Here is a 20694-nt window from a genome sequence, read left to right on the forward strand (position 1 = left end):
ATACAACGGAAATTTGGTCCGTACATCTTTTATATTTACAGGCTAACCTGTGCCAGCAAGGTTTCCATATCCTTCATATAACGTTTAACCATGAAGAAAAAATATCTAAAGCCATTTATGGTATGGCTGCTTTGTTTTATCTGTCAAGCTGTATTGGCGCAATCTTCAAAGGAAGCTGCGGTACACAGAAATCCAATTATACCGGGTTATTTTGCAGATCCAACGGTAAAGAAGTTTGGAGATACCTATTACATTTATGCTACAACAGATGGTAACGGCGGTGGTTTCGGTCCTTCTCAGGTATGGACATCTAAAGACTTTGTGAATTGGACCATGCAGGATATGAACTGGCCAACCACACACTATTATTGGGCGCCGGATGTAACCCAGGGTGCCGATGGTAAATATTACCTGTATTACTGCCAGCCCGTTGAAATTTTCGGTGCCTCATCTTCTACCCCTGTTGGTCCCTGGACTTCGCTTCTGCCTAAAGGCAATCCGATTGTCTCCAATTTTATGGTGCCAAATGTAATTACGCTTGACGGACAGACTTTTAAGGATGATGATGGCCAGTATTATATGTATTGGGGCACCTGGGGGATTTACCCCAACCATGGCTGTGGTGTTGGCCTCTTAAATGCAGACATGAAATCCTTTTCCAAGCTGGCCCAGATTCCCAATACGGATGCAAAAGAGTTTTTCGAAGCCCCTTTTGTGTTTAAAAGAAAAGGAATCTATTATTTGACTTATTCATCAGGTTATTGTGAAGATGGTACATACAGGGTTCAATATGCCACAGCAACAAGCCCGATGGGTCCTTTTAAATATGGTACTAACAACCCTATTTTGTCTACAAATCAAGATGGAACGGTGCATGGGCCAGGCCACCAATCTGTATTACAGCAAGGTGATGATTTTTACCTGGTGTATCATCGTCATAATAATCCGCATAATGATGGCGGTTACCACAGACAGGTAGCTGCAGATAAAATGCAGTTTGACGATGAAGGGAATATACTGAAGATTGTGCCTACCCACAGCGGAATCGGGTATCTGGCGAAAGATGTCAACCCACATCCAAATTTAGCACGAGGTAAAAAAGCATCAGCATCTTCCAGCTATGATGAAAATTTTAAAGCGGAATTTGCCTTTGATGATGACAATGGAACTTTATGGAAAGGTAAAAGCAATGTGGGGCCTGCCTGGGTGCAGGTGGATTTGGGGAAAATATCCCTGGTTAAAAGCGTCCATACGCAGTTTGAATACGCTACCTGGTATTATCAATATAAAATCATGTATTCAGCTGACGGAAAAATCTGGAAAACATATGCCGACCGAAGCAAAAATACCCGGCATGGAAGTCCGATGATTGATTTCGGGAATGTTAAGGCGAGGTATATCCGGACAATAGTTTTACAGACGGAATATCCGGGCTTAAATAAAGCCATATGGAATATTAAGGTTTTTGATGATGCAGAATACCGACCTGTAGTGCATACCAAAATTAAAAAATGGCAACCGTTAAATGTATTTGAGCCAAAAGGTTTATTAGTAGACCTGGAATTAGATCATCTCCGAACCGGTAATGTTGTCACCAACGTTTCAAACAAAGGCAAGTTGGGTGGGTACTTTTTGGCCAGGGGGACCACTAAACCCACTATTTCAATGATCGGTGGCAAAAAAGCATTGCTTTTTACGGGGCAGGAGCACTTGGTTTCATCCGTTTCTGCACCCGAATCTCTGCTTGGAAACAGCAGTTTTAGCGTAAGTATTTGGGTTCGAAATCCGGAGATTGATAAAGAAGAAACCATTGTATCGTGGACAGGACAGGGAGGTGTTAATTTAAGTAATGCTGCTATTGGTTATGGAAGTAGTAAAACTGCCGGCGCTGTAAGTCATTTGGGATGGGCAGATTTAGGATACAAACACTTGCCAAAAGCTAATGAATGGCATTTAATCAACATTGTTTTTGATGGCACAATGGAAAGTATCTATGTGGATGGAGAATTGGACAGGACCGAAAGAAGAATGCTTTTCATCAATAACCTTAAACATTTTCTTATCGGCAGAAATGAAGATGGAAGCGCAGGATTTTCCGGTGCATTGGCTTCCTTAAAAATTTATGATATCCCGCTAAGCCATGAAGAAATTAAAGCTGCGTATAAAAAAGGACTGCCAAATCATACACTGCTACATGTTGAGGCGAAAAATCTTGATTATGGCAAGTTAGATCAGTGGACCAATAACGGAGCTGCTTTGGGGGAACTCGTAATTAGAGGTAAGGCAGAAGTAGCAGACGTAAACGGAAAGATAGCGGTGAGATTAGACAGCAGGGGACAACTGCTGATCGGAAATAAATTGGCCAAAAAATTAAAATTTTCAAAACCCTTTACCGCCATTTTTTCGCTGTATGCGCCCGCTGGTGCTAAAACAGATTTATTTTTTGGGCGTAAAACCGCAAGGATAGCAGGTACCGGAAAGTGGCAGCAGGTAATATGCACTTATAATCAAGGGAAATTTAAGGTAATGGCAGATGGTAAAATGACTGAAAATGTAAATGCCCCCAGCCCGCAAAAAGATCAGCGTATTTTAACCGGATCAGCAAACGCGACTACTCCGATAGCGATATCTTTTATTACTGTATTTAATTACGGTTTTGATGATGATAGGGGTAAGCAGGAGTTTAATTTTTGGAAACAAACACTCAATAATAATCTTATCCATGCATCTTTCGCCTCTAAACCAGCAGCAGTTACCCCAAATATGGTATATATGGCCGCAAATAAACCAGCGTTACCAGGTACCAGTTTTGAATATCTTTTTAGATACGATCAAGGTAAAAGCTCACAAAAATGGCAAACGTTTTCAGCTTATACTGATTTTTCTGTTGCACCTCAAATGCGCTATACTTATTCTGTAAAGGTGAGAGATAACTTTGGCAATGTTACGCTGAACTCCCTGCCTGTTATGGTTACAACAGATTCTACACTTTTTATCATCAGAAAACAAAATGGATCTGCCATATCAGTTCCGGCAGAAGCTGACGGGTTAAAGGGTACTTCCTGGGATGGTTTTACGGGGAATGCAGACACTGTTGCACAACAAGCTGGCGTGTTAAAACTAGTGTCGCACAATACCTTTTGGGATGGATCAATGCCTGCCGGACCTTTTGCTTACCACCAGGTGGAAGGCGATTTTGTTGCCGAGGTGATGCTATCTGATCTGTTAGGCTTTAAACAGAAAAAAGCCAATGGCGCAAACGAAGCCGGTATAATGGTTAAAGAACCTTCTAATTCGAAAAAGCTTTTACAAAATGGTGTGATGCCAGGCTGGGGTGTTGGAAACATTGTTACCAATTTAAACGCCGGGGAACGCAAACAGTTCAACAACCTGTCGGGATGGAATTTTTATCGTCATTTACAAATACAACGCCAGGGAAGTTTATTTTTTATGCGTGGCAGCCATGATGGAAAATCCTGGGTAAATCTTCCCGGCAGTCCGATAAAAAGAGATGATATGAGCAGCGCTTTAGAAATTGGTGTTTATCATGCTACCTACGGCGATATTTCCGGTTATGCGTCGTTTAGTGATTTTAAAATTATCCAAAAGAAAATAACACGATAAAAAAGCGGGTGTTTATATCATAAAACAGGCCCCTGGATCATATTAGGAGCCTTTAGTTTTTTACAAAGATTTTAACCAATCTACAACCTGTTCACGGGTTTTACCTGTTTTTTGTTGCAGTTTGCCATAAAGTTCGTCATCTTTTCCCTCTTCATACTTTAAATCGTCTTCAGTTAAATCTGCGTAAGCCTGTTTAACTTTTCCTTTCAGTTCGTTCCAGGCACCTTTTAATTCTAATTTGTCCATTTTTTTTTATTTATGATGAATATTTCTGTTAATTTTCATTTGAAAAAACATCCGGTTATATTTTATCTGTTCGGAATATCTTTAGCTGCATATATGCTATCTACTACATATCTGCTAAATCCCCTCCATGGCAGGCTTTTTTTATATTCTCTGTAATGCAGTTCGTAAAATTTACCACTGTTTCCCATCATCTGTTTCGCTATACTTTCATCAGTTACAGAAAATTCGAATTCATTGTTCTCCAGCGTACCGGTTTGTCTGGATCGAATCCCGCTTTGGATGAGTTTACCCTCATTGGTTTTAAAAATATATCCTTTTTTTACAATATAATTCAGCTCTCCGGCTTTTACTCCTTCGCCAAAAACAAAAAAGTAATGATAATAGATAAAGCCGATAAGCAGCAAAATGCCAATTACTGCTGCAATGGTCCCTATTTTTTTTCCTGTAGTCATTGCCTGGTAGATTTTATTATTTTGTTGTAAGCGTGTATAGTAAATTTAAAAAATGCTAAAGCCAATAAATTGTTCATTTAAAAAAGAAGCTGCTTTCTAATGGAAGCAGCTTCTGGATTTTTTGTTTTAATTAGCAACGTCTCTTTTTACTTTGTTCGCCGTTCTCTGTCCTGGCAAATAAATCTGAAATCCGAATGATAGGTTCAGGTTATTTTGGGTTGTTGCGCTTCCAAAACCAACCAGTCCATTGTATTTCAATAATGTTTCCAAACCAATATTTGGTGTAATGAAATAGGCAAAACCTGGCCCAACGCTTAAGTTCAATCCGTTTGTATTACCACCGCCATTGCTCACATTAACTCCGCCGATACCAACAGTAGCTTCTGCAAATAAACGGCCATGGCGTAACACTTCAACATCTTTACCGGTATAGTATCGACCCAATGCACCAACACCATAACTGGTAGTGGTACTTGAATTTTTAGCCGTTTTTAAACCGAAATTTACATAACCACCCACCGCAACATTGTCCTGTACAAACCAGGCTGCTTTTGGGGTAATGTCTACGCTGAATATTTTTGGGTCATCCAAACCAAGGTTGATGTTGGTTAAATTTCCACCAACCATTACGTTGCCTTTTTGGATCTGGGCATTTGCCGCAAAAATGGTAGATGCTGAAATGATTACTGTTGCTAGAAAATTTTTCATGATTGATAGATAGTTTATAAAAATTAATATAAGGTGAATTCTACTCGACGGTTTTCCTGACGACCTGCGGCAGTTTTATTGGATGCTATAGGTTGATCAGGACCATAACCTGTTGCCTCGATTCTGGAAGCATTTGCGCCTTGTGAAACCAGATAAGCTTTCACCGACTCAGCTCTTTCTTTAGATAAACGCAGATTTAATTCCCTTCCACCGGTGTTATCGGTATGCCCGGCTAATTTTAAGCTGAAGTTTTTCTCGATTAACAAAGCTGCAACCCGGTTTAAGGTAGCATAAGATTTGGCACGGATGGTTGATTTGCCTAAATCAAATTCAAGATTTGAAATGGCATCTCTCACAATTTTGCGGTCTGCTTCGGTTACTACAGTTGTTTCTTTAATAACGGTTTGCGTAACCGCTATCGGGCATCCTGATCCGTCTACCACGGTTGCGGCTGCAGTTCCAGGACATTTGTCAAATTTATTTGCTACGCCATCATTATCATCATCACCTAAATCTTTGGCATATTGCTCACGGTCTCTAGCAGCATTTTGCTCGGCTGTAGCTAATGCCCGTCTTAATTCTGCGCTTTCTTCAGCACTTTGTTTTCTCAGGTCTGCAACCGCGCTGTAGTTTTGTAATTGAGAATTTTCTTTGTTTCCAAGTGCAAATTCCAATCCTGCATGCGCATAAGAAAACCTGCTTTCATTGTATGCACTTTTAACAGTAGGAGAAGATTTAATGAAATTAATGTCGTAACCTAAATCAATATTGATTCCTTTGGCTACGCCAATTTTAAATCCAACGCCTGTTGGGATATACCATCCTTCTCTATCAGTAAACACATCAACGTTGGCTACTTTTGAATCTGAAGACATATATCCGGCACCCGCTTTAACGTATGGAATCAGTACCGCATTTTGGGTGTTCAGGCTGAAGTTGGCAATATTCAATACTGCCGTAAGGGAACCTGACCAGTTAATGCTGTTCACTTGTTCAATTGTGCTGGTGCTGTTTAAAGTTTTGATCTCTCCACGAAGAAAATCGGCCTGTAAGCCAAGCGCTGGTAAAATCTGCTTTTTGATAAAGGCACCATAACCAATGCTTTTAAATTCTCTGGCTTTAACACTTCCTCTACCTAAAAAAGTATTTTGGCTAAGGATACCTCCATGTGCGCCTACACTCCAGGTTCGTAAAGATTGTTTCCCAAATCTTTCGGAAGTTGTCGGTGTTTCCTGCGCAAACAGTTGAGTTGACAAACTTACCAAAGCGATCAACATGGTAGATTTTGTAAAATTTTTATTCATATTGTTTATTTTAATCGGAGGGATAACATGGGCAGGGCGCAAATGTTTCAATTCTGTTACATAAACACACTCCTAAAAGGAGTATGTTTATGGCGTCCGGATAGGAAGAGATTGTGTATCTAAGAAGTTTTGGCCGAAATAGTTTTTAAATCATCTTTAGATAATTGCTACCCGTTCTGGTATTTTATATAGCCAGATTAATTTGGCTAAAGGTCTTTCGACTAAGCTACCATTCACAGACGCTAATAGCAGGATCGTCATTCCCGCGCAGGCGGGAATCTTAATACGCACGCAAGTAGCGATCGTTGTAAGATTGCTTCCCTGGCTAAAAAAGCTCTTAGCATCAGATAGCTTTGGATGAAGATCCCTGCAACTGTGTTGGTTTAGTTCATGTGATGATCCAATAATAAATCTATTTGGCCACAATTACATTTGCCCCGCCCGGTAAAAGTTTCACTTTTAGTTGTTTTGCCTTGTTTAATTTCAGCTGTTTGATTTGAGGCGAACGGTCGTCGGCATCAGCGTATAAGGTAGCTTCGGTACCTGATAGCATGGGAAGTGAAATGTCTATCGTTTTCTCCGTCGTTTCGGCGTTTATGGCGGCGATATACCAGGTATCACCATGACGGCGTGCCAGTACACAATATTTTCCGGGATAGCCATCAAGAAAAACCGTATTATCCCATGTAGTAGGCACTTTTTTCATAAAATCGATCACATGGGGTGCAACATCGGTGAGGTTATTGGGGGTGACGCCAAAATTTTGTATAGGATTCTGGAAAAGGATAGCGGTTGCCACCTGGAAAGTTTCTGTTGTTTTCCTAATTGTCCCGCCATCATTTTTCCGGTTATGGCGTTTGTTTAAAAGCACCGGACCAAAATCCATTGCCCCTACAGCATTGCGGATAAAAGGGTGCAGGCTGGCATTGAAGGCTTCGTTATCATCTGCATGTTGTGCGAATATCAGATTCTCTGATGCCAGTACCGCCTCACTTCCGGCATAATTGGGATACATCCTTTCCCAGCCTCTGGGTATGGTGCAGCCATGAAAAATCACCGTTAAACCAAAAGCATTGGCATCAGCTAAAATATCTTCATAAAGTTTCATGGTTTCCTGTTTGTCGCCACCAAAAAAATCTACTTTAATCCCTTTTATGCCAATTTTCTGCATCCATGCCATCTCCTGTTTTCTTGCAGAAGCCGTATTCATTTTATATTTAGGAGTTTGTGGCGCATCGTTCCAAAATCCATTGGAGTTATACCATAAGGCAATGCCAACCTTTTTCGCTTTGCCGTAGGCCACCAGTTCCTCTATTTTTTTTCGCCCGATCCGGCTGTCCCACCAGTTATCGATCAGTACCAGCTCGTAGCCCATGGTTGCTGAAAGATCAATAAACTTTTTCTGATCTTCGAAATTGATGCTTTCATCTTGCCATAACAGCCAGCTCCAGGTAGACCGGCCAAAAGTGTAGTTTTTTGACGCCGGATATTGTGGTTCTACCACATCGAATGGCACAGTAGTCTCAACAATGGGTTTAAGTGTATGCCCTACGGTAATGGTACGCCAGGGGGTATTGCCTGGTAAGGATATGGTTGGATTAGCACTACCGATGCCATTATTTTCACCTTTCTCCGGAAAAGCAATTTTGTAATGGCCGTCTTTTGTCCCTTCACTCAATTTTGATCCGCAGTAGAGGGAATTTACGCCCGTTTCTGAAAGCAATACCCAGCCGTCATTCCCTAAATGGAACAGGGCCGGAAAAGTATAACCTATACCATATTTTGATGGGACGCCCATGGCCTGATCGGGATGGTATTCTTCTTCATAGCTTGGCTTGCTTTTCATCCAGCCAATCATAGGGGTAGCCTGTGGGGTTAAAAATGTAGTGGTATTTTCCGGAAATTTATATCCGCTCAGTTCTTCTTCAATAATAAAGGTTGCAGGTTCGCCGGTCTGGGGAACCCGATACCTGAAGGCAATATCATTGTTGCTCACGCGGAAGATGACTTCAAGCTGATTTTTTGTGGCATTTTCAAATTTGCAGATGAGTTCATTTGCCTGGTAGTTTACAGTACTGATCTTAATTTTGGGTTCACTGTAGCGCTCATTGATTTTTCGTAACTGCTTACCAGTTAGTTTGAGACCTGATGATAAATCCATTTGGCTACCGCGAAGTCCCAAAGGAGATCGTTCGATCATTTCTTTTCCCTGTAAGGTTACATTATAGTAAAGTTTACCCTCATTTAAATAAAGATTAACCATCAATTTCTGATCCGGACTGGTAACGTTCATGTCCTGGGCAAAAGATAAAAAGTGGCTGGCAACCATTGCCATTGCCAATAAAATGCCTTTGCAATAATTCATAGTTAACGATTTGGGAATATTCATCACAACAGAATAAGTTTGTTGGTTTAGATTGATCGGATTAGTATTTCAAAGCTGAAAATTAGGAAATATTTTTAAATGTTATGGTAACGTTTATTGTTTTTTCCTCAATCTTATTGCTTTGGCTGAATCAACATAATATATCCCAATATTAAGGCAATTATTGAAAAAGCTATTATCGGATCAAATGCCAGGAGTCCAAAATTAAAGAGGTAATTACCCTCACCTTTAAATATCAGAAACAGGTCGTGTACGCCAGCGAGTTGTATACTATTTTAACAGGTGCAACATCATTTTAGCATAACGCTCACCAAGCATACGATAGCCTTGCGCATTAAAATGTAAGTGATCTGCCGCTGCGGTACAGCCAGCTGATGAAATGATATGTGCATTAGGAATTGTTTTTGGCAAGGTTGCGATAATTTTATTCATGGATGCGCAGGTTCCGCCCTGGTCTGCGTTAACCACCTCGCCGGCGAGAAGGGGGGTAGTCAACGGATTTAAATTTAAGTCCCTGATGAGGTGCTCATAAACCGCCTTAACTTTTTTTGGCCATTCCTGGTCCCCGGTGTTAGATTCACCCTGGTGCATCAAAATTCCCTTTATTACCCCTGATTGCTGTGCGATTTTGGCCAGTTCTACTAAACGACCGTAAGGATTTCCGTCGTAGGCATTTAAGGCTGATTTCATCCAATCTGGAGCAGTAGCAGTATAGGTTTGATAAGCATCTTTATCAAATAACTCAATTTTGCAACCACCAACGGCTACATTAATCACTCCTATGCGCACCTTTTCAGGCAATGAATCCAGAAGGGTTCTGCCAAAATAATCCATTGGTGTGAAGCCGGTTTTGCATCGGCACAAAGGTGGTTTAGCCGTGTACCAGTTTCCTTTTTTCCTGCCTAATTCCGGGCAATCGACTGCCTGAAGTACCCTGAATCTATTGTTTAATGTGGTATCCTGAGGTTCAAAAGGTGCATTACCTTCCATGTTAGATTGACCAAAGCTCAGGAAAACATATAATTTAGGGTCCTGACCATAGGATTTTTCATTATTGCAGAATATTAACGCAAGTAAGACGATAACTCCTAATCTAAATCCTATCGTTTGGTTTGAATATGTTATGGCACGTTTAAGCCTGTTGGCGATTATTCTTTTCATATTGATTCGTCGTTTAACCTGAGGCTAAAGTATTAAATGCCGCAGATTAGCAGTAGCATTTTTCAACATAAACAATGCTCATATGATTAAAATTGAAACCATTATCCTAATGCCTGTTGTTAACCGGCCTAATCACGCTGGATTAAGGTTTGTATTAGCGGCGTATTAAAAAAGTAAACTGATAGGGGGATTTTAAGCCATTAATCAACATTTCTGCTATCATATTATTCAAAGTTTGCATCCAAAATTCTTCATTTAATATAGTTTTATCTTTTGCCCCTCCCATGATTTTCGAATCCATTTTATCCGAAAATTTTGGGATTGTGTTGCCTGTGGATGACGGTACTTCGATAGGTTTTTAATTTCTGTGTAAATGATGTTGAACGATCTGAACAGGGTAAAGTTTTTTATGTAACTGTATTTAACCAAAAATAAATAAAAATGAGTCTAAACATTAAGTGCCAATCTGCTATGGCCATTGCCCTAATGGTTGCTTTAGGGAGTTCTTGCCAGGAACAAAACAAGCGTTCAGCGGGAAGTGAAACTTTAAAAACGGAGAAGAAACACTATCTTTCTGAGCCTTTGGTGAAGGAAATTTTCACTGCAGATCCCTCTGCACATGTATTTAACGGTAAAATTTATATTTACCCGTCGCACGATATCGAATCAGGTGTGAAAGAAAATGACAATGGCGATCATTTTTACATGAAAGATTACCGGGTGCTGAGTATGGATAGCATTGGCGGCAAGGTTACTATTCATGAACCTGCACTGTCTGTAAGTGATATTCCATGGGCGGGCAGGCAATTATGGGCGCCGGATGCGGCCTATAAAAATGGTACTTATTATCTTTATTTTCCTGTTAAAGATAAAAATGATGTCTTCAGGATAGGAGTAGCAACATCGAAAGATCCGGCCGGACCATTTAAAGCCGCTAAAGAACCGATTGAAGGCAGTTTCAGTATCGATCCTGCGGTTTTTACCGATACCGATGGCAGCAGCTATATGTATTTTGGCGGAATCTGGGGTGGACAGCTTCAACGCTGGAAAGACGGGAAATATGATCCCAATGGCTCTAAAACCGATTCTCAAAAAGAAACTGAGCCTGCTTTAACTGCAAAAGTTGTCAAACTAAGTATGGATATGACGGCTTTTGACGGTAAAGTGAAAGATGTGGTCATTTTAGATCAGCAAGGTAAACCGCTGCTTACAAAGGATCACGATCGCAGGTTTTTTGAAGGTGCCTGGATGCATAAATACAATGGTAAGTATTATTTTACGTATTCAACAGGCGATACACATTACCTTGCATCGGCCATATCTGAGAGTCCGTGGGGACCTTTTAAATATCAGGGCACTTTCATGACACCTGTAGAGGGCTGGACTACCCATCATTCTATTGTTGAAATTAAAGGTAAATGGTATATCTTTTATCATGATACCCAGCTTTCGGGGAAAACGCATTTAAGAAATGTGAAAGTAACCGAGCTGAAACACCTTGAAGATGGCACCATTGGGCTTATAAAACCGAATAAGGGTTAACTGCCTGCGGTGCGATCAATGATTCGACCCATCCATCCGTCATTCCCGCGCAGGCGGGAATGTTCTGAAATTTCGTAGACTACATCAATTTTTGTATAAAAGATCCTGAAAAACCCGTCCGACCGGCCGGGCGAAAGTTCAGGATGACGAAGCACAAAAGCAATCTAATTCAACAGAAAAGATTGCTTTGCCGTTCCTTCGCGTAAACTAAACTCTTAAAGAAATGTGTCAATATGAAGGAAATCCTCATGCTCATAAAAATGTGAATCGCAGCTCCATAGAAGGTTGATTATGATCTCCCGTTAAAGGCATTAAGATGCCCAGTCAAGCTGAGCATGACGAATCTCACCCAATGTAATTCTCTTTAATCTTTGAAAGTTAATTCTGATACCGTCAAAACCTGCGCTCGTTTTTAACGAATGCGCAGATCTCCTGACGATTTTATCGTTTTGTGTGTAAACCCATTATCAGCAAGCCTCCTTTGGAAACCCGCTCGAGTTTATTTATTTCGAATGATAAATTTTATCATTTCCGCTGTAATCAAGCCATTTAAAGCTGGCTTTATTATCACTCGGTTGGCCAGATGAGGTAGCATACAGTGCGAAAAGCGAACCGATAAATCCACCGGCAGCCTGTGTACTTAAATACTTGCCATCAACATCTTTTTTAAGAACCTTCCATTCGCTGCCTCCCTGACGATATTTAAAGTCGTAAAGACCGCCTTTGGCCTCAATCTCCAGCTGAATATCGGCTGATGGATCAGGCAAAGGCATTTCCGTAAGTAATACCATTTGGTTTGTTGCTTTATCGCCTTTAAAAAGCTGAATAACAGCTGCCTTTTCTTTAAGGGATTTACACATGAAGTAAAAATTAAATTCACCCTGAAAAATCATTAATCCTGCTTTCTCATTTTCAGATTTTGGTGAAAAATGGAGTGCTGTACTGGCCGAACAGAACATATGTTGCTGTCTTTTTCCGAGGAAAGCCGGATTGGTCTTTTCCATGCAGGTTTCTGGCTTAAGTTTCATCGTCAGCCCATTTTTTTTATCCAGTTGATACCATGAGCTGTCGTTTTTTCTTAAAAATAATAGCGATGGATCTAAACCCTTATCAAATGTGGTGCGATACGAAAAATTGCCGCTTTGTGGAGGGATTCCTTTTTGTTTAACCTCTTTAAAATTTGCCTCATATTGATATTGTACTTCTTTGAAGTCTGGATTAATGATAGGCCATCCATCGGTCCACCTAACCGGCGCGATGAAAGTTTCCCTTCCGGTGTTGTAAAAATTTCCTTCATACGGGCGCACAGCAAGAAAAATGGCATAAGTTTTTCCATCAGGCCCTTCAATCAATTCTGCATGGCCGGTAGAGGTTATCGGGTTTGCACGGTTCGGATCTAAATCCCGTTGCGTCAGAATCGGATTTTTTTCATAAGGAACATATGGGCCGGTAGCGGAGCGACTTCTAAGGATCACCTGCGAATGGTTTACACTGGTGCCACCTTCAGCAGCGCATATGTAATACCAGCCTTCACGTTTAAAAATGTGTGGCCCTTCAATCCACACTGGTTTCTTTGTAATGTCCACGCCACCATTTACCAGCAAATGTTCGGTACCAACAACTTCGAGTGTTGCAGGATCGAATTCATAAGTGCGTATGGTGCGGTGACCGCTGTAAAGCGGCTTATTGTCTGGCGCGTCGCTATTATAAACAATATAGGCCTTATCGTCATCAAAAAATAAAGATGGATCTATTCCCCTTACCTCGCGTAGCCACACCGGATCGCTCCACGGGCCCGCAGGATTTTTAGCCGTCATCACAAAATTTCCGCCCTTGTCGATGTTAGTACAGGTCATGTAAAAGGTCCCCTTATGGTAATTGATAGAAGGTGCGAACAAACCACGTGAGGTGCCATCGCCCAAAAAAGTCATCTGCGTATTGCGTTCGATTACATTTCCGATCTGTTTCCAGTTTTTTAAATCCTTACTGTGAAAAACGGGGATGCCGGGAAAGTAAGAAAAGGTAGAATTAACCAGGTAGTAGTCAGCACCTACTTTAGTGATGCTTGGATCCGGATAAAAACCGGCAAGAATGGGATTCGTAAATTTTATCTGTGCAAATGCTTGTGAGGTAAAGCATAACAACAATAAATAAAGGATTTTTTTCATAATTGTATTTGGTTATAAAGAAATTTGCTTGGTTTGCAGCTGGCCAGGTTTTTCCAGCCTAATTTTATAATTTTCAATCCATCGCTGATAATTGCCTTGCCTTTTTTATGTCTTCATGTACCGGCAAACTTTCTACTACTTCCCAAACCAACCCATAGGATTTTAGGAGTGATTTTCGGGCCAACATTTCTGCTCCGGTCCAGATTTTCCCAAAGGCGATGTGATGTAAAGCGGTTACTACTCCTGTACAGCCTGCCTGCAGGATATGGGCGAGTGTAACAATATCATCAGGACCATACCAACGCACGGTTTGGATCATTTTCATAGCAAAACGGTATTATTTTCAAAGATTTTCTGATCGTAGATCGTCATATTTCCAATTTGCTTTTTATTTGAACAAGAATATATTGCCGCTCTTTAATGGTGTGTTTCATATTTGGTTTTTTTGCCTTTGACCTATACATATCAAGCCCGCATCACTGGTTTTTCTGCAATCGATTGCCAAAATGCTTAATCATGCCAATTTTTTGTTAGCTTAGTTGATGTTTAGGTCAATTATTTTTGAAATATTTCCGGTCAGGAACTAGTATCTATTACCGAATTTCATTAAAGATTTTTAAATAAATGATGATTTGTTCTACTCAACGGCATTTTTGAACATTTTTACACTCAAAATAATCAATGGTTCCATCAGCCTGCGACATGATGCACTTAAGTTTGTATTAATCATTAATTTCTGGCAGGTTATCAATTATTGCTGCCAATCATCGCTAACCAATTCAAATGAAACGATTAATCTCCATTTTAGCCACACTGATTTTTATTCAGACTACAGTTTTCGCACAAAAGCAGATTCCGACGGCGCCTGCTGGTTTTGATGTCAACCAGGAAACCATCCCTCATGGAAAAGTTGATACGATACAATATGCATCAAAAACTGTCGGGACAAACAGAAAAGCCACTATTTATTTCCCCCCAGGTTATCAGAAAACCAAAAAATACCCGGTTTTATATCTGCTCCACGGCATCGGCGGAGATGAAAAGGAATGGCTGAATGGCGGTAAACCTCAGGTAATTTTCGATAACCTATATGCCGCAGGAAAACTTGAACCTATGTTAGTGGTGATGCCAAATGGCAGAGCGATGATAGATGACCGCGCTACCGGAAATATCATGGCTCCTGATAAAGTTGCGGCCTTTGCAAATTTTGAAAAGGATTTGTTGCTGGATCTGATCCCATATGTAGAAAAATATTATCCTGTTTTTAAAGACAGGAACCACCGTGCCCTTGCCGGATTGTCTATGGGGGGCGGGCAATCCTTAAATTTTGGTTTGGGTAATTTAGATACCTTTGCCTGGGTTGGCGGTTTTTCTTCTGCGCCAAATACCAAAGTGCCGGCAGAATTATTGCCAGATCCGGCCAAAGCGAAAACCATGCTTAAGTTGCTTTGGATTTCCTGCGGGGATAACGATAGGTTACTTAATTTCTCTCAACGTACTCACGAATACCTGGTAGAAAAAAATGTTCCCCATATTTATTACGTTGAACCAGGTGTACATGATTTTAAAGTTTGGAAGAATGATCTCTACCTGTTTAGTCAGTTGTTGTTTAAACCGGTTGATCAGGCCGCCTTTCAAAAGTATAGTTTAAATCCTTAACGACTGAGTATTCTTTTCTATGAAAAAATTAGCGTCCCTACTGCTATTCATTACTGTAGTTTTATCAAGCCTTGCGCAGCAAAAACCAAAGTTAAAGCTATGGTATAACAGCCCGTCTGGCCAAATTTGGGAGAATGCATTACCTGTGGGTAACGGTAGGCTTGGCGCAATGGTTTATGGAAATGTGGTTAATGAAATTATTCAGTTAAACGAGCATAGCCTTTGGAGCGGCAGCCCCAACCGAAATGATAATCCTTTGGCATTAGATTCATTGGCCCGCATTAGAACGCTTATTTTTGAAGGCAAACAAAAACAGGCAGAACAGCTTGCCAATAAAGCGATCATCAGCAAAAAGTCGCAGGGACAGATTTTTCAACCCGTTGCAGATTTGCACCTTGATTTTGCTGGTCATGAAACCTATACCAACTTCTACCGCGAATTAGACATCAGTAATGCGGTAAGCACCACCACTTACCAAGTTAAAGATGTGGTTTACAGCCGGCGTGTTCTGGCCTCACTGGCTGATGGTGTGATTGCCGTTGAGCTTCGCTCGAGTAAACCAGGTGCATTAAGTTTTACAGCTTCATTATCTTCTCTGCAGCCCGGTGCGAAAATGAATACACAAGTGCCCGGGCAAATTGAAATTACCGGAACCTCTACCTCACATGAGGGCGTACCAGGGCTCGTCCGTTTTGATGGGATTGCGGCATTTCAGAATACTGGCGGCAAAATTTCCAACACGGAACGTACAATTGTTGTTGAAAATGCCAATGCGGTAACCATTTATTTAGCTATTGCCACCAATTTTATCAATTACAAAGATATCAGCGGGGATGAAAAGTTAAAGGCCAGGGAAATGTTAAACCGTGCCTTGCCGAAAAAATTTGAGAGCATTTTAAAAGCACATCAATTACAATATCATAAATATTTTAACCGGGTAGATTTATCGTTAGGGACAAGCGATTTTGAACAGGTACCTACAGATATCAGACTCAAGAATTTCAATTCGGTTAACGATCCGCAATTTGCTGCCCTGTATTTTCAATATGGACGTTATCTGCTTATTTCGAGCTCCCAGCCCGGGGGACAGCCTGCCAATCTGCAGGGCATCTGGAATAATAAATTATATCCACCCTGGGACAGTAAGTATACCATTAATATTAATGCAGAGATGAACTACTGGCCTGCCGAGAAAACCAATCTGGCCGAACTGCATGAACCTTTTTTAAAAATGGTTCAGGAACTGGGAGAAACAGGAAAGCAAACTGCCCACGATATGTACGGAGCCAGGGGATGGATGGCACATCACAATACGGACATCTGGAGAACGACCGGTGCTGTTGATGGCGCATTCTGGGGCGCCTGGACGCATGGCGGTGGCTGGGCCAGTCAGCACCTTTGGGAACACTATCTTTACAGTGGAGACCGGTCATTTCTTAAATCAGTCTATCCAACTTTAAAGGGGGCAGCGATGTTTTATGTTGATTTTCTGGTTAAAGATCCTGAAAGAGGATTTTTGGTCATTAATCCAGATATGTCTCCTGAAAATGCTCCACCGGCACATCAGGGTTCCTCGCTTGATGCCGGAACAACGATGAGTAATCAGATTATATACGATGTTTTTAGCACTGTGATCCGTGCGGGAGCGATTCTCGGTGAAGATAAAGCCCTGGTGGATACGTTGAAAAAAATGCGCAGCCAGCTCCCGCCAATGCAGGTTGGAAAATATGGCCAGTTGCAGGAATGGATCGATGATATCGACGATCCAAATGATCATCACCGGCATGTATCTCATTTATATGGCTTATTTCCATCCGCTCAGATATCGCCATATCAAATACCGGAGTTGTATGCTGCAGCTAAAAAAACACTTATCCAGCGCGGTGATGTTTCTACAGGATGGAGCATGGGATGGAAAGTGAACTGGTGGGCAAGACTGCTGGATGGAAACCACGCCTATAAACTTATTCAGAACCAGCTAACACCCGTTGGAGGCAACCAGGCGGGTGGTGGTACCTACAATAATCTTTTTGATGCGCACCCGCCTTTTCAGATTGATGGTAATTTTGGATGTACTTCCGGTATCGCGGAAATGCTGATGCAATCGGACAACGGTGCCATTCAACTATTGCCGGCACTGCCCGATGTATGGAAAGCAAATGGATATGTTAACGGTTTAAGGGCTAAGGGAGGATTTGAAATTGTTAAACTGGAATGGCTAAATGGCAGGATTACGAAATTGGTGATTAAATCGCATTTGGGCGGAAATTTACGGATCAGGGTGCCAAATGAGTTAAATTTAGCTAATCTTGAAGCCAAAAATGCCATTGGTGAGAACCAAAATCCCTTTTTCTTCATGACAAAAGTGCCAAAACCAACTATTTCTAAACTGGCACCTGCTGTAACGGTTGATTTGCCCGAAACGCAACTGTATGATATTAAAACAGCTATGGGGAAAACCTATACGCTGTTTAAAAAATAAAAGTACTCTCTTTTTAACCGCAAAGTTCGCAAAGTTTAGCGCGAAGGAAGGAAAGAAGCGGGGATGTTAATGGCATTGATAATTACAATAAACTAATCGTTATCCCGACTGAAAGACCCTGAAACGAGTTCAGGGTGACGATATCTCGGAGACGTTACGGAATGGATTTTGCTTTTCAAAGCTCGCGCTCGTTTTTAACGAGTGCAGAAGTAGCTTAACGATTTTATCGTTTTGTGTTTAAAACACATTTTATTTAACGGTCGTTTGGAAACGAGTGTGAGCTTAAATAGAGGGATTTATCCAGGAAATTTTTCAACCGCGTTGCACTGCATTTGATTGATCCCAAAAGCTAGTCATCATCTCAACTGAAAGACCCTGAAACGAGTTCAGGGTGACGATATCTCGGAGACGTTACGGAATGGATTCAAAGGCCGCGCTCGTTTTTAACGAGTGCGGAAGTAGTTTAACGATTTTATCGTTTTGTGTTTAAAACACATTTTATTTAACGGTCGTTTGGAAACGAGCGTGAGCTTAAACAGAGGGATCTATCCAGGAAATTTTTCAACCGCGTTACACTGCATTTGATTGATCCCAAAAGCTAGTCATTCATCTCAACTGAAAGACCCTGAAACGAGTTCAGGGTGACGGTTTGGACGGATTTTGTATCGCTGAGCTTTCCGGTTCGTGAATCCATCGAAATAGATTTAGCTTCGCTGAGCACTTACGTGGCTCCCGACTGCGTTGCACTCCGCTCGAAATGACGGTCTGAAGGTGTAAAATAAATCTTTAGGGACACAATTCTATATTGATCATACTCTTACTGATAATCCCGGCTTTTGGTCAGTTCCTTTAGCGATTGAAGGTCATGTACAGGGCGCTCAATTTCAAATGAAATTTCCCTTCTGCTAAACTGCTGGAAGTAAAGCAAACAGGCATCTTTCCAGATTTGGGCATCTCTGCTTTGCGTTCTGAGCTTGGATTGCACTTCTGCAAAGCGTTCATTGTCTATCGATCCCTTTAGTTTGTCCCAGTCTTTTTGAAAAGATCTCACTTTTTGAACACCATGGTCATAACGGATGCACAGTTCCGTCCATAAATCCTTACCGTTTTTTAAACGGAAAGACCATGGCACGTGGTGAAACCAGAGCAGGTACATTTCCGGACAGCTGGAGAGGTTATTAAAGGTGGAGCTTAATGGCTCATGATATTGATCAACCGCATCACTTCCGCTTCTGGTCCTGTCAAAACCTATCCCTACGGTGTCTGCCTTGTGGTAATAAACCGAGGTCCAGTCCGGACGGATTTTATCATTGGAAAACCAAGGTGCCGGCCCATAATGATGGCCTTCGGCAAAAATATGATGCAGTCCCAGTGGCATCATATAATCAACAGCGGCTTCTCTGCTCTCCAGCATCATCTCTTGAGTGGTTTTAAGAAAGTTGGCATCGGTTTTCTTTTCTTTATCATCCAGAAAAGTCTGTTTTATCCATTCTTCGGCAATTGTTTTGCTTTCAAGTTTGTTATTCCAGGCCAGGCGTCCGAAAGCATACCAGTTTGCCTGGGCAAAAGTATGTCCGGTCCAGTTTACATCGTTGCCAATATTAGCTACGCCTGCAATGGCGGTAAAATCTGTTTTGCTTAATGAGCCATCGGTGCAGGCGGCAACGGTACTGCCCTTCCCATTTTTATAAGTATCGCTGTTTAAACATTCTTCCCATAAGGCAGAGAGGAAAACCAATTGCCTGGAGCCGCCCAAATACTCCTGAGTGATCTGGAATTCAGGCATCACTGGTGTTTTCTTCATCGCGCCAAATAAGGGGCTAAAAGGTTCCCTGGGCTGAAAATCAAGCGGGCCGTTTTTTACCTGTAAAATTACATTTTTTTTAAAGGCGCCATCCAGCGGTAAAAATTCTTTATAAGCCTGTTTGGTTCTGTCTTCCGGAGATGGATTATAAACGAAGGCACGCCACATCACGATTCCATCAAAAGGGGCCAGGGCATCAGCCAACATGTTTGCGCCATCCACGTGGGTTCTTCCGTAATCCTGTGGGCCAGGTTGTCCTTCGCTGTTGGCTTTAACCAGAAATCCTCCAAAATCGGGAATGAGTTTGTAAATTTCTGTTGCTTTATCTTTCCACCATTGTTTGACCTGAGGATCCAAAGGATCAGCTTTTTTTAATTTGCCGATAAGAACAGGCGATGAAAAATTAACGGATAAATAAGTTTTTATCCCGTAAGGACGCAGGCTTTCTGCAATTGTCTTTACTTTTTCCAGATAAGCCCGGGACAGGACTTTGGCTGAGGCATTTACATTGTTTAAAACCGCGCCGTTAATCCCAATTGATGCATTTGCCCGGGCGTAGGCTTTCCATTTTTCCCGGTCCTTAACAGTAATATCCAATCCATTGGCAGTATTGCCCCAAAAGATCGAACTTCCGGCATAACCTCTTTCAATGCTGCCATCCAAATTATCCCAATGGTTTAGAATTCGCCTGGAGTAGGATGGATTTGAAATAAAATGGCGTTGCGGAAGGTTAAGGTATTGGCGCCTCAACAATTCGTAGGCACCATATAACAAACCCAGTTCTGTGCGGGCGTTGATTGCACTTTCTTCCAGCTGAAAGCCATCTCCCTTGATCGCCGGATTTTTACTTAGGTTAAGTTTGATGGCCATATTCTCCTTACCCAACCAGCCATTTCTGAGTTCAGCTATAGCCAGATTTACAGTAGCGGATTGGATTGCACTGGAAATATCAACTTTTACGGCCGAATGGTTTCGAAGCCACAGGGCGTGGCCATCGTCGGCTTTTAATATGGCGGCCTGGCTTAGCATCAGCAATGCAACAATAATCGCCCTTTTAATATATGCCTTTTTCCCTTTTATAATCATGCTACAGTCTATTTGATCCGATTCTGCTACTGTGGCCAAATCTTTTTGCTCCTATTGAGATTAATGACCGAA

General features: G+C 41.5%; 14 protein-coding genes. 4 read left to right on the forward strand and 10 right to left on the reverse strand.

Features of this window, described 5'->3' with window-relative positions; all coding sequences use genetic code 11:
• Positions 1 to 90: 90 nt before the first annotated feature.
• Positions 91 to 3624, forward strand: coding sequence for a family 43 glycosylhydrolase (locus ACK1I8_RS01140; protein WP_412467535.1), 3534 nt, complete (start codon positions 91 to 93; stop codon positions 3622 to 3624).
• Positions 3625 to 3684: 60 nt separating this feature from the next.
• Here ACK1I8_RS01140 and ACK1I8_RS01145 read toward each other — a convergent pair whose 3' ends face one another.
• From ACK1I8_RS01145 to ACK1I8_RS01175, 7 genes are all read right to left on the reverse strand, one after another.
• The gene (locus ACK1I8_RS01145; RefSeq protein ID WP_055909662.1) at positions 3685 to 3870 is read right to left on the reverse strand and encodes a CsbD family protein; all 186 of its coding nucleotides are present in this window, start codon (positions 3868 to 3870) and stop codon (positions 3685 to 3687) included.
• 62 nt (positions 3871 to 3932) lie between these two features.
• The gene (locus tag ACK1I8_RS01150) at positions 3933 to 4322 is read right to left on the reverse strand and encodes a hypothetical protein (protein ID WP_412467536.1); all 390 of its coding nucleotides are present in this window, start codon (positions 4320 to 4322) and stop codon (positions 3933 to 3935) included.
• Positions 4323 to 4448: 126 nt separating this feature from the next.
• Positions 4449 to 5030 carry a hypothetical protein gene (locus ACK1I8_RS01155; protein WP_412467537.1) on the reverse strand — a complete coding sequence of 194 codons (582 nt, stop codon included), beginning with the start codon at positions 5028 to 5030 and terminating at the stop codon, positions 4449 to 4451.
• Between the two features lie 23 nt (positions 5031 to 5053).
• On the reverse strand, positions 5054 to 6334 hold the full coding sequence (locus tag ACK1I8_RS01160) for an OmpA family protein (protein ID WP_412467538.1): 1281 nt from the start codon (positions 6332 to 6334) through the stop codon (positions 5054 to 5056).
• Positions 6335 to 6746: 412 nt separating this feature from the next.
• The gene (locus ACK1I8_RS01165; protein ID WP_412467539.1) at positions 6747 to 8699 is read right to left on the reverse strand and encodes a glycoside hydrolase family 97 catalytic domain-containing protein; all 1953 of its coding nucleotides are present in this window, start codon (positions 8697 to 8699) and stop codon (positions 6747 to 6749) included.
• A gap of 291 nt (positions 8700 to 8990) precedes the next feature.
• Positions 8991 to 9881: a sialate O-acetylesterase gene (locus ACK1I8_RS01170; RefSeq protein WP_412467540.1), complete on the reverse strand. Its 891-nt coding sequence runs from the start codon at positions 9879 to 9881 to the stop codon at positions 8991 to 8993.
• Positions 9882 to 10035: 154 nt separating this feature from the next.
• Complete coding sequence (locus ACK1I8_RS01175; RefSeq protein ID WP_412467541.1) at positions 10036 to 10182, reverse strand: hypothetical protein; 147 nt, start codon at positions 10180 to 10182, stop codon at positions 10036 to 10038.
• Between the two features lie 140 nt (positions 10183 to 10322).
• Here ACK1I8_RS01175 and ACK1I8_RS01180 point away from each other — a divergent pair, with 140 nt between their 5' ends.
• Positions 10323 to 11423, forward strand: coding sequence for a glycoside hydrolase family 43 protein (locus ACK1I8_RS01180; protein WP_412467542.1), 1101 nt, complete (start codon positions 10323 to 10325; stop codon positions 11421 to 11423).
• 503 nt (positions 11424 to 11926) lie between these two features.
• On the opposite strand, the gene ACK1I8_RS01185 is transcribed toward ACK1I8_RS01180, so the two are convergent.
• Together ACK1I8_RS01185 and ACK1I8_RS01190 are read right to left on the reverse strand one after the other, a co-directional pair.
• Entirely contained in the window at positions 11927 to 13591 is a 1665-nt protein-coding gene (locus ACK1I8_RS01185; protein WP_412467543.1) for a glycoside hydrolase family 43 protein, read from the reverse strand.
• A 73-nt stretch (positions 13592 to 13664) separates the two neighbouring features.
• The gene (locus ACK1I8_RS01190) at positions 13665 to 13916 is read right to left on the reverse strand and encodes a mannonate dehydratase (RefSeq protein ID WP_412467544.1); all 252 of its coding nucleotides are present in this window, start codon (positions 13914 to 13916) and stop codon (positions 13665 to 13667) included.
• A gap of 458 nt (positions 13917 to 14374) precedes the next feature.
• On the opposite strand from ACK1I8_RS01190, the gene ACK1I8_RS01195 reads away from it, so the two are divergent.
• Together ACK1I8_RS01195 and ACK1I8_RS01200 are read left to right on the forward strand one after the other, a co-directional pair.
• On the forward strand, positions 14375 to 15250 hold the full coding sequence (locus tag ACK1I8_RS01195) for an alpha/beta hydrolase (protein ID WP_412467545.1): 876 nt from the start codon (positions 14375 to 14377) through the stop codon (positions 15248 to 15250).
• A 19-nt stretch (positions 15251 to 15269) separates the two neighbouring features.
• Positions 15270 to 17732: a glycosyl hydrolase family 95 catalytic domain-containing protein gene (locus ACK1I8_RS01200; protein WP_412467546.1), complete on the forward strand. Its 2463-nt coding sequence runs from the start codon at positions 15270 to 15272 to the stop codon at positions 17730 to 17732.
• Between the two features lie 817 nt (positions 17733 to 18549).
• Here ACK1I8_RS01200 and ACK1I8_RS01205 read toward each other — a convergent pair.
• Complete coding sequence (locus tag ACK1I8_RS01205; protein ID WP_412467547.1) at positions 18550 to 20622, reverse strand: alpha-glucuronidase; 2073 nt, start codon at positions 20620 to 20622, stop codon at positions 18550 to 18552.
• Positions 20623 to 20694: the final 72 nt, after the last annotated feature.

The sequence above is a fragment of the Pedobacter sp. KLB.chiD genome (assembly GCF_047040275.1).
In the GTDB taxonomy this organism is placed as follows: Bacteria; Bacteroidota; Bacteroidia; order Sphingobacteriales; family Sphingobacteriaceae; genus Pedobacter.

Excerpts from the sequence above, each read along its gene's own strand:
- ACK1I8_RS01175 (WP_412467541.1), bottom strand. The coding sequence starts at position 10,182 with ATGGATTCGAAAATCATGGGAGGGGCAAAAGATAAAACTATATTAAAT.
- ACK1I8_RS01165 (WP_412467539.1), bottom strand. The coding sequence starts at position 8,699 with ATGAATTATTGCAAAGGCATTTTATTGGCAATGGCAATGGTTGCCAGC.
- ACK1I8_RS01195 (WP_412467545.1), top strand. The coding sequence starts at position 14,375 with ATGAAACGATTAATCTCCATTTTAGCCACACTGATTTTTATTCAGACT.
- ACK1I8_RS01150 (WP_412467536.1), bottom strand. The coding sequence starts at position 4,322 with ATGACTACAGGAAAAAAAATAGGGACCATTGCAGCAGTAATTGGCATT.
- ACK1I8_RS01160 (WP_412467538.1), bottom strand. The coding sequence starts at position 6,334 with ATGAATAAAAATTTTACAAAATCTACCATGTTGATCGCTTTGGTAAGT.
- ACK1I8_RS01190 (WP_412467544.1), bottom strand. The coding sequence starts at position 13,916 with ATGAAAATGATCCAAACCGTGCGTTGGTATGGTCCTGATGATATTGTT.
- ACK1I8_RS01180 (WP_412467542.1), top strand. The coding sequence starts at position 10,323 with ATGAGTCTAAACATTAAGTGCCAATCTGCTATGGCCATTGCCCTAATG.
- ACK1I8_RS01155 (WP_412467537.1), bottom strand. The coding sequence starts at position 5,030 with ATGAAAAATTTTCTAGCAACAGTAATCATTTCAGCATCTACCATTTTT.
- ACK1I8_RS01200 (WP_412467546.1), top strand. The coding sequence starts at position 15,270 with ATGAAAAAATTAGCGTCCCTACTGCTATTCATTACTGTAGTTTTATCA.
- ACK1I8_RS01185 (WP_412467543.1), bottom strand. The coding sequence starts at position 13,591 with ATGAAAAAAATCCTTTATTTATTGTTGTTATGCTTTACCTCACAAGCA.
- ACK1I8_RS01140 (WP_412467535.1), top strand. The coding sequence starts at position 91 with ATGAAGAAAAAATATCTAAAGCCATTTATGGTATGGCTGCTTTGTTTT.
- ACK1I8_RS01170 (WP_412467540.1), bottom strand. The coding sequence starts at position 9,881 with ATGAAAAGAATAATCGCCAACAGGCTTAAACGTGCCATAACATATTCA.
- ACK1I8_RS01145 (WP_055909662.1), bottom strand. The coding sequence starts at position 3,870 with ATGGACAAATTAGAATTAAAAGGTGCCTGGAACGAACTGAAAGGAAAA.
- ACK1I8_RS01205 (WP_412467547.1), bottom strand. The coding sequence starts at position 20,622 with ATGATTATAAAAGGGAAAAAGGCATATATTAAAAGGGCGATTATTGTT.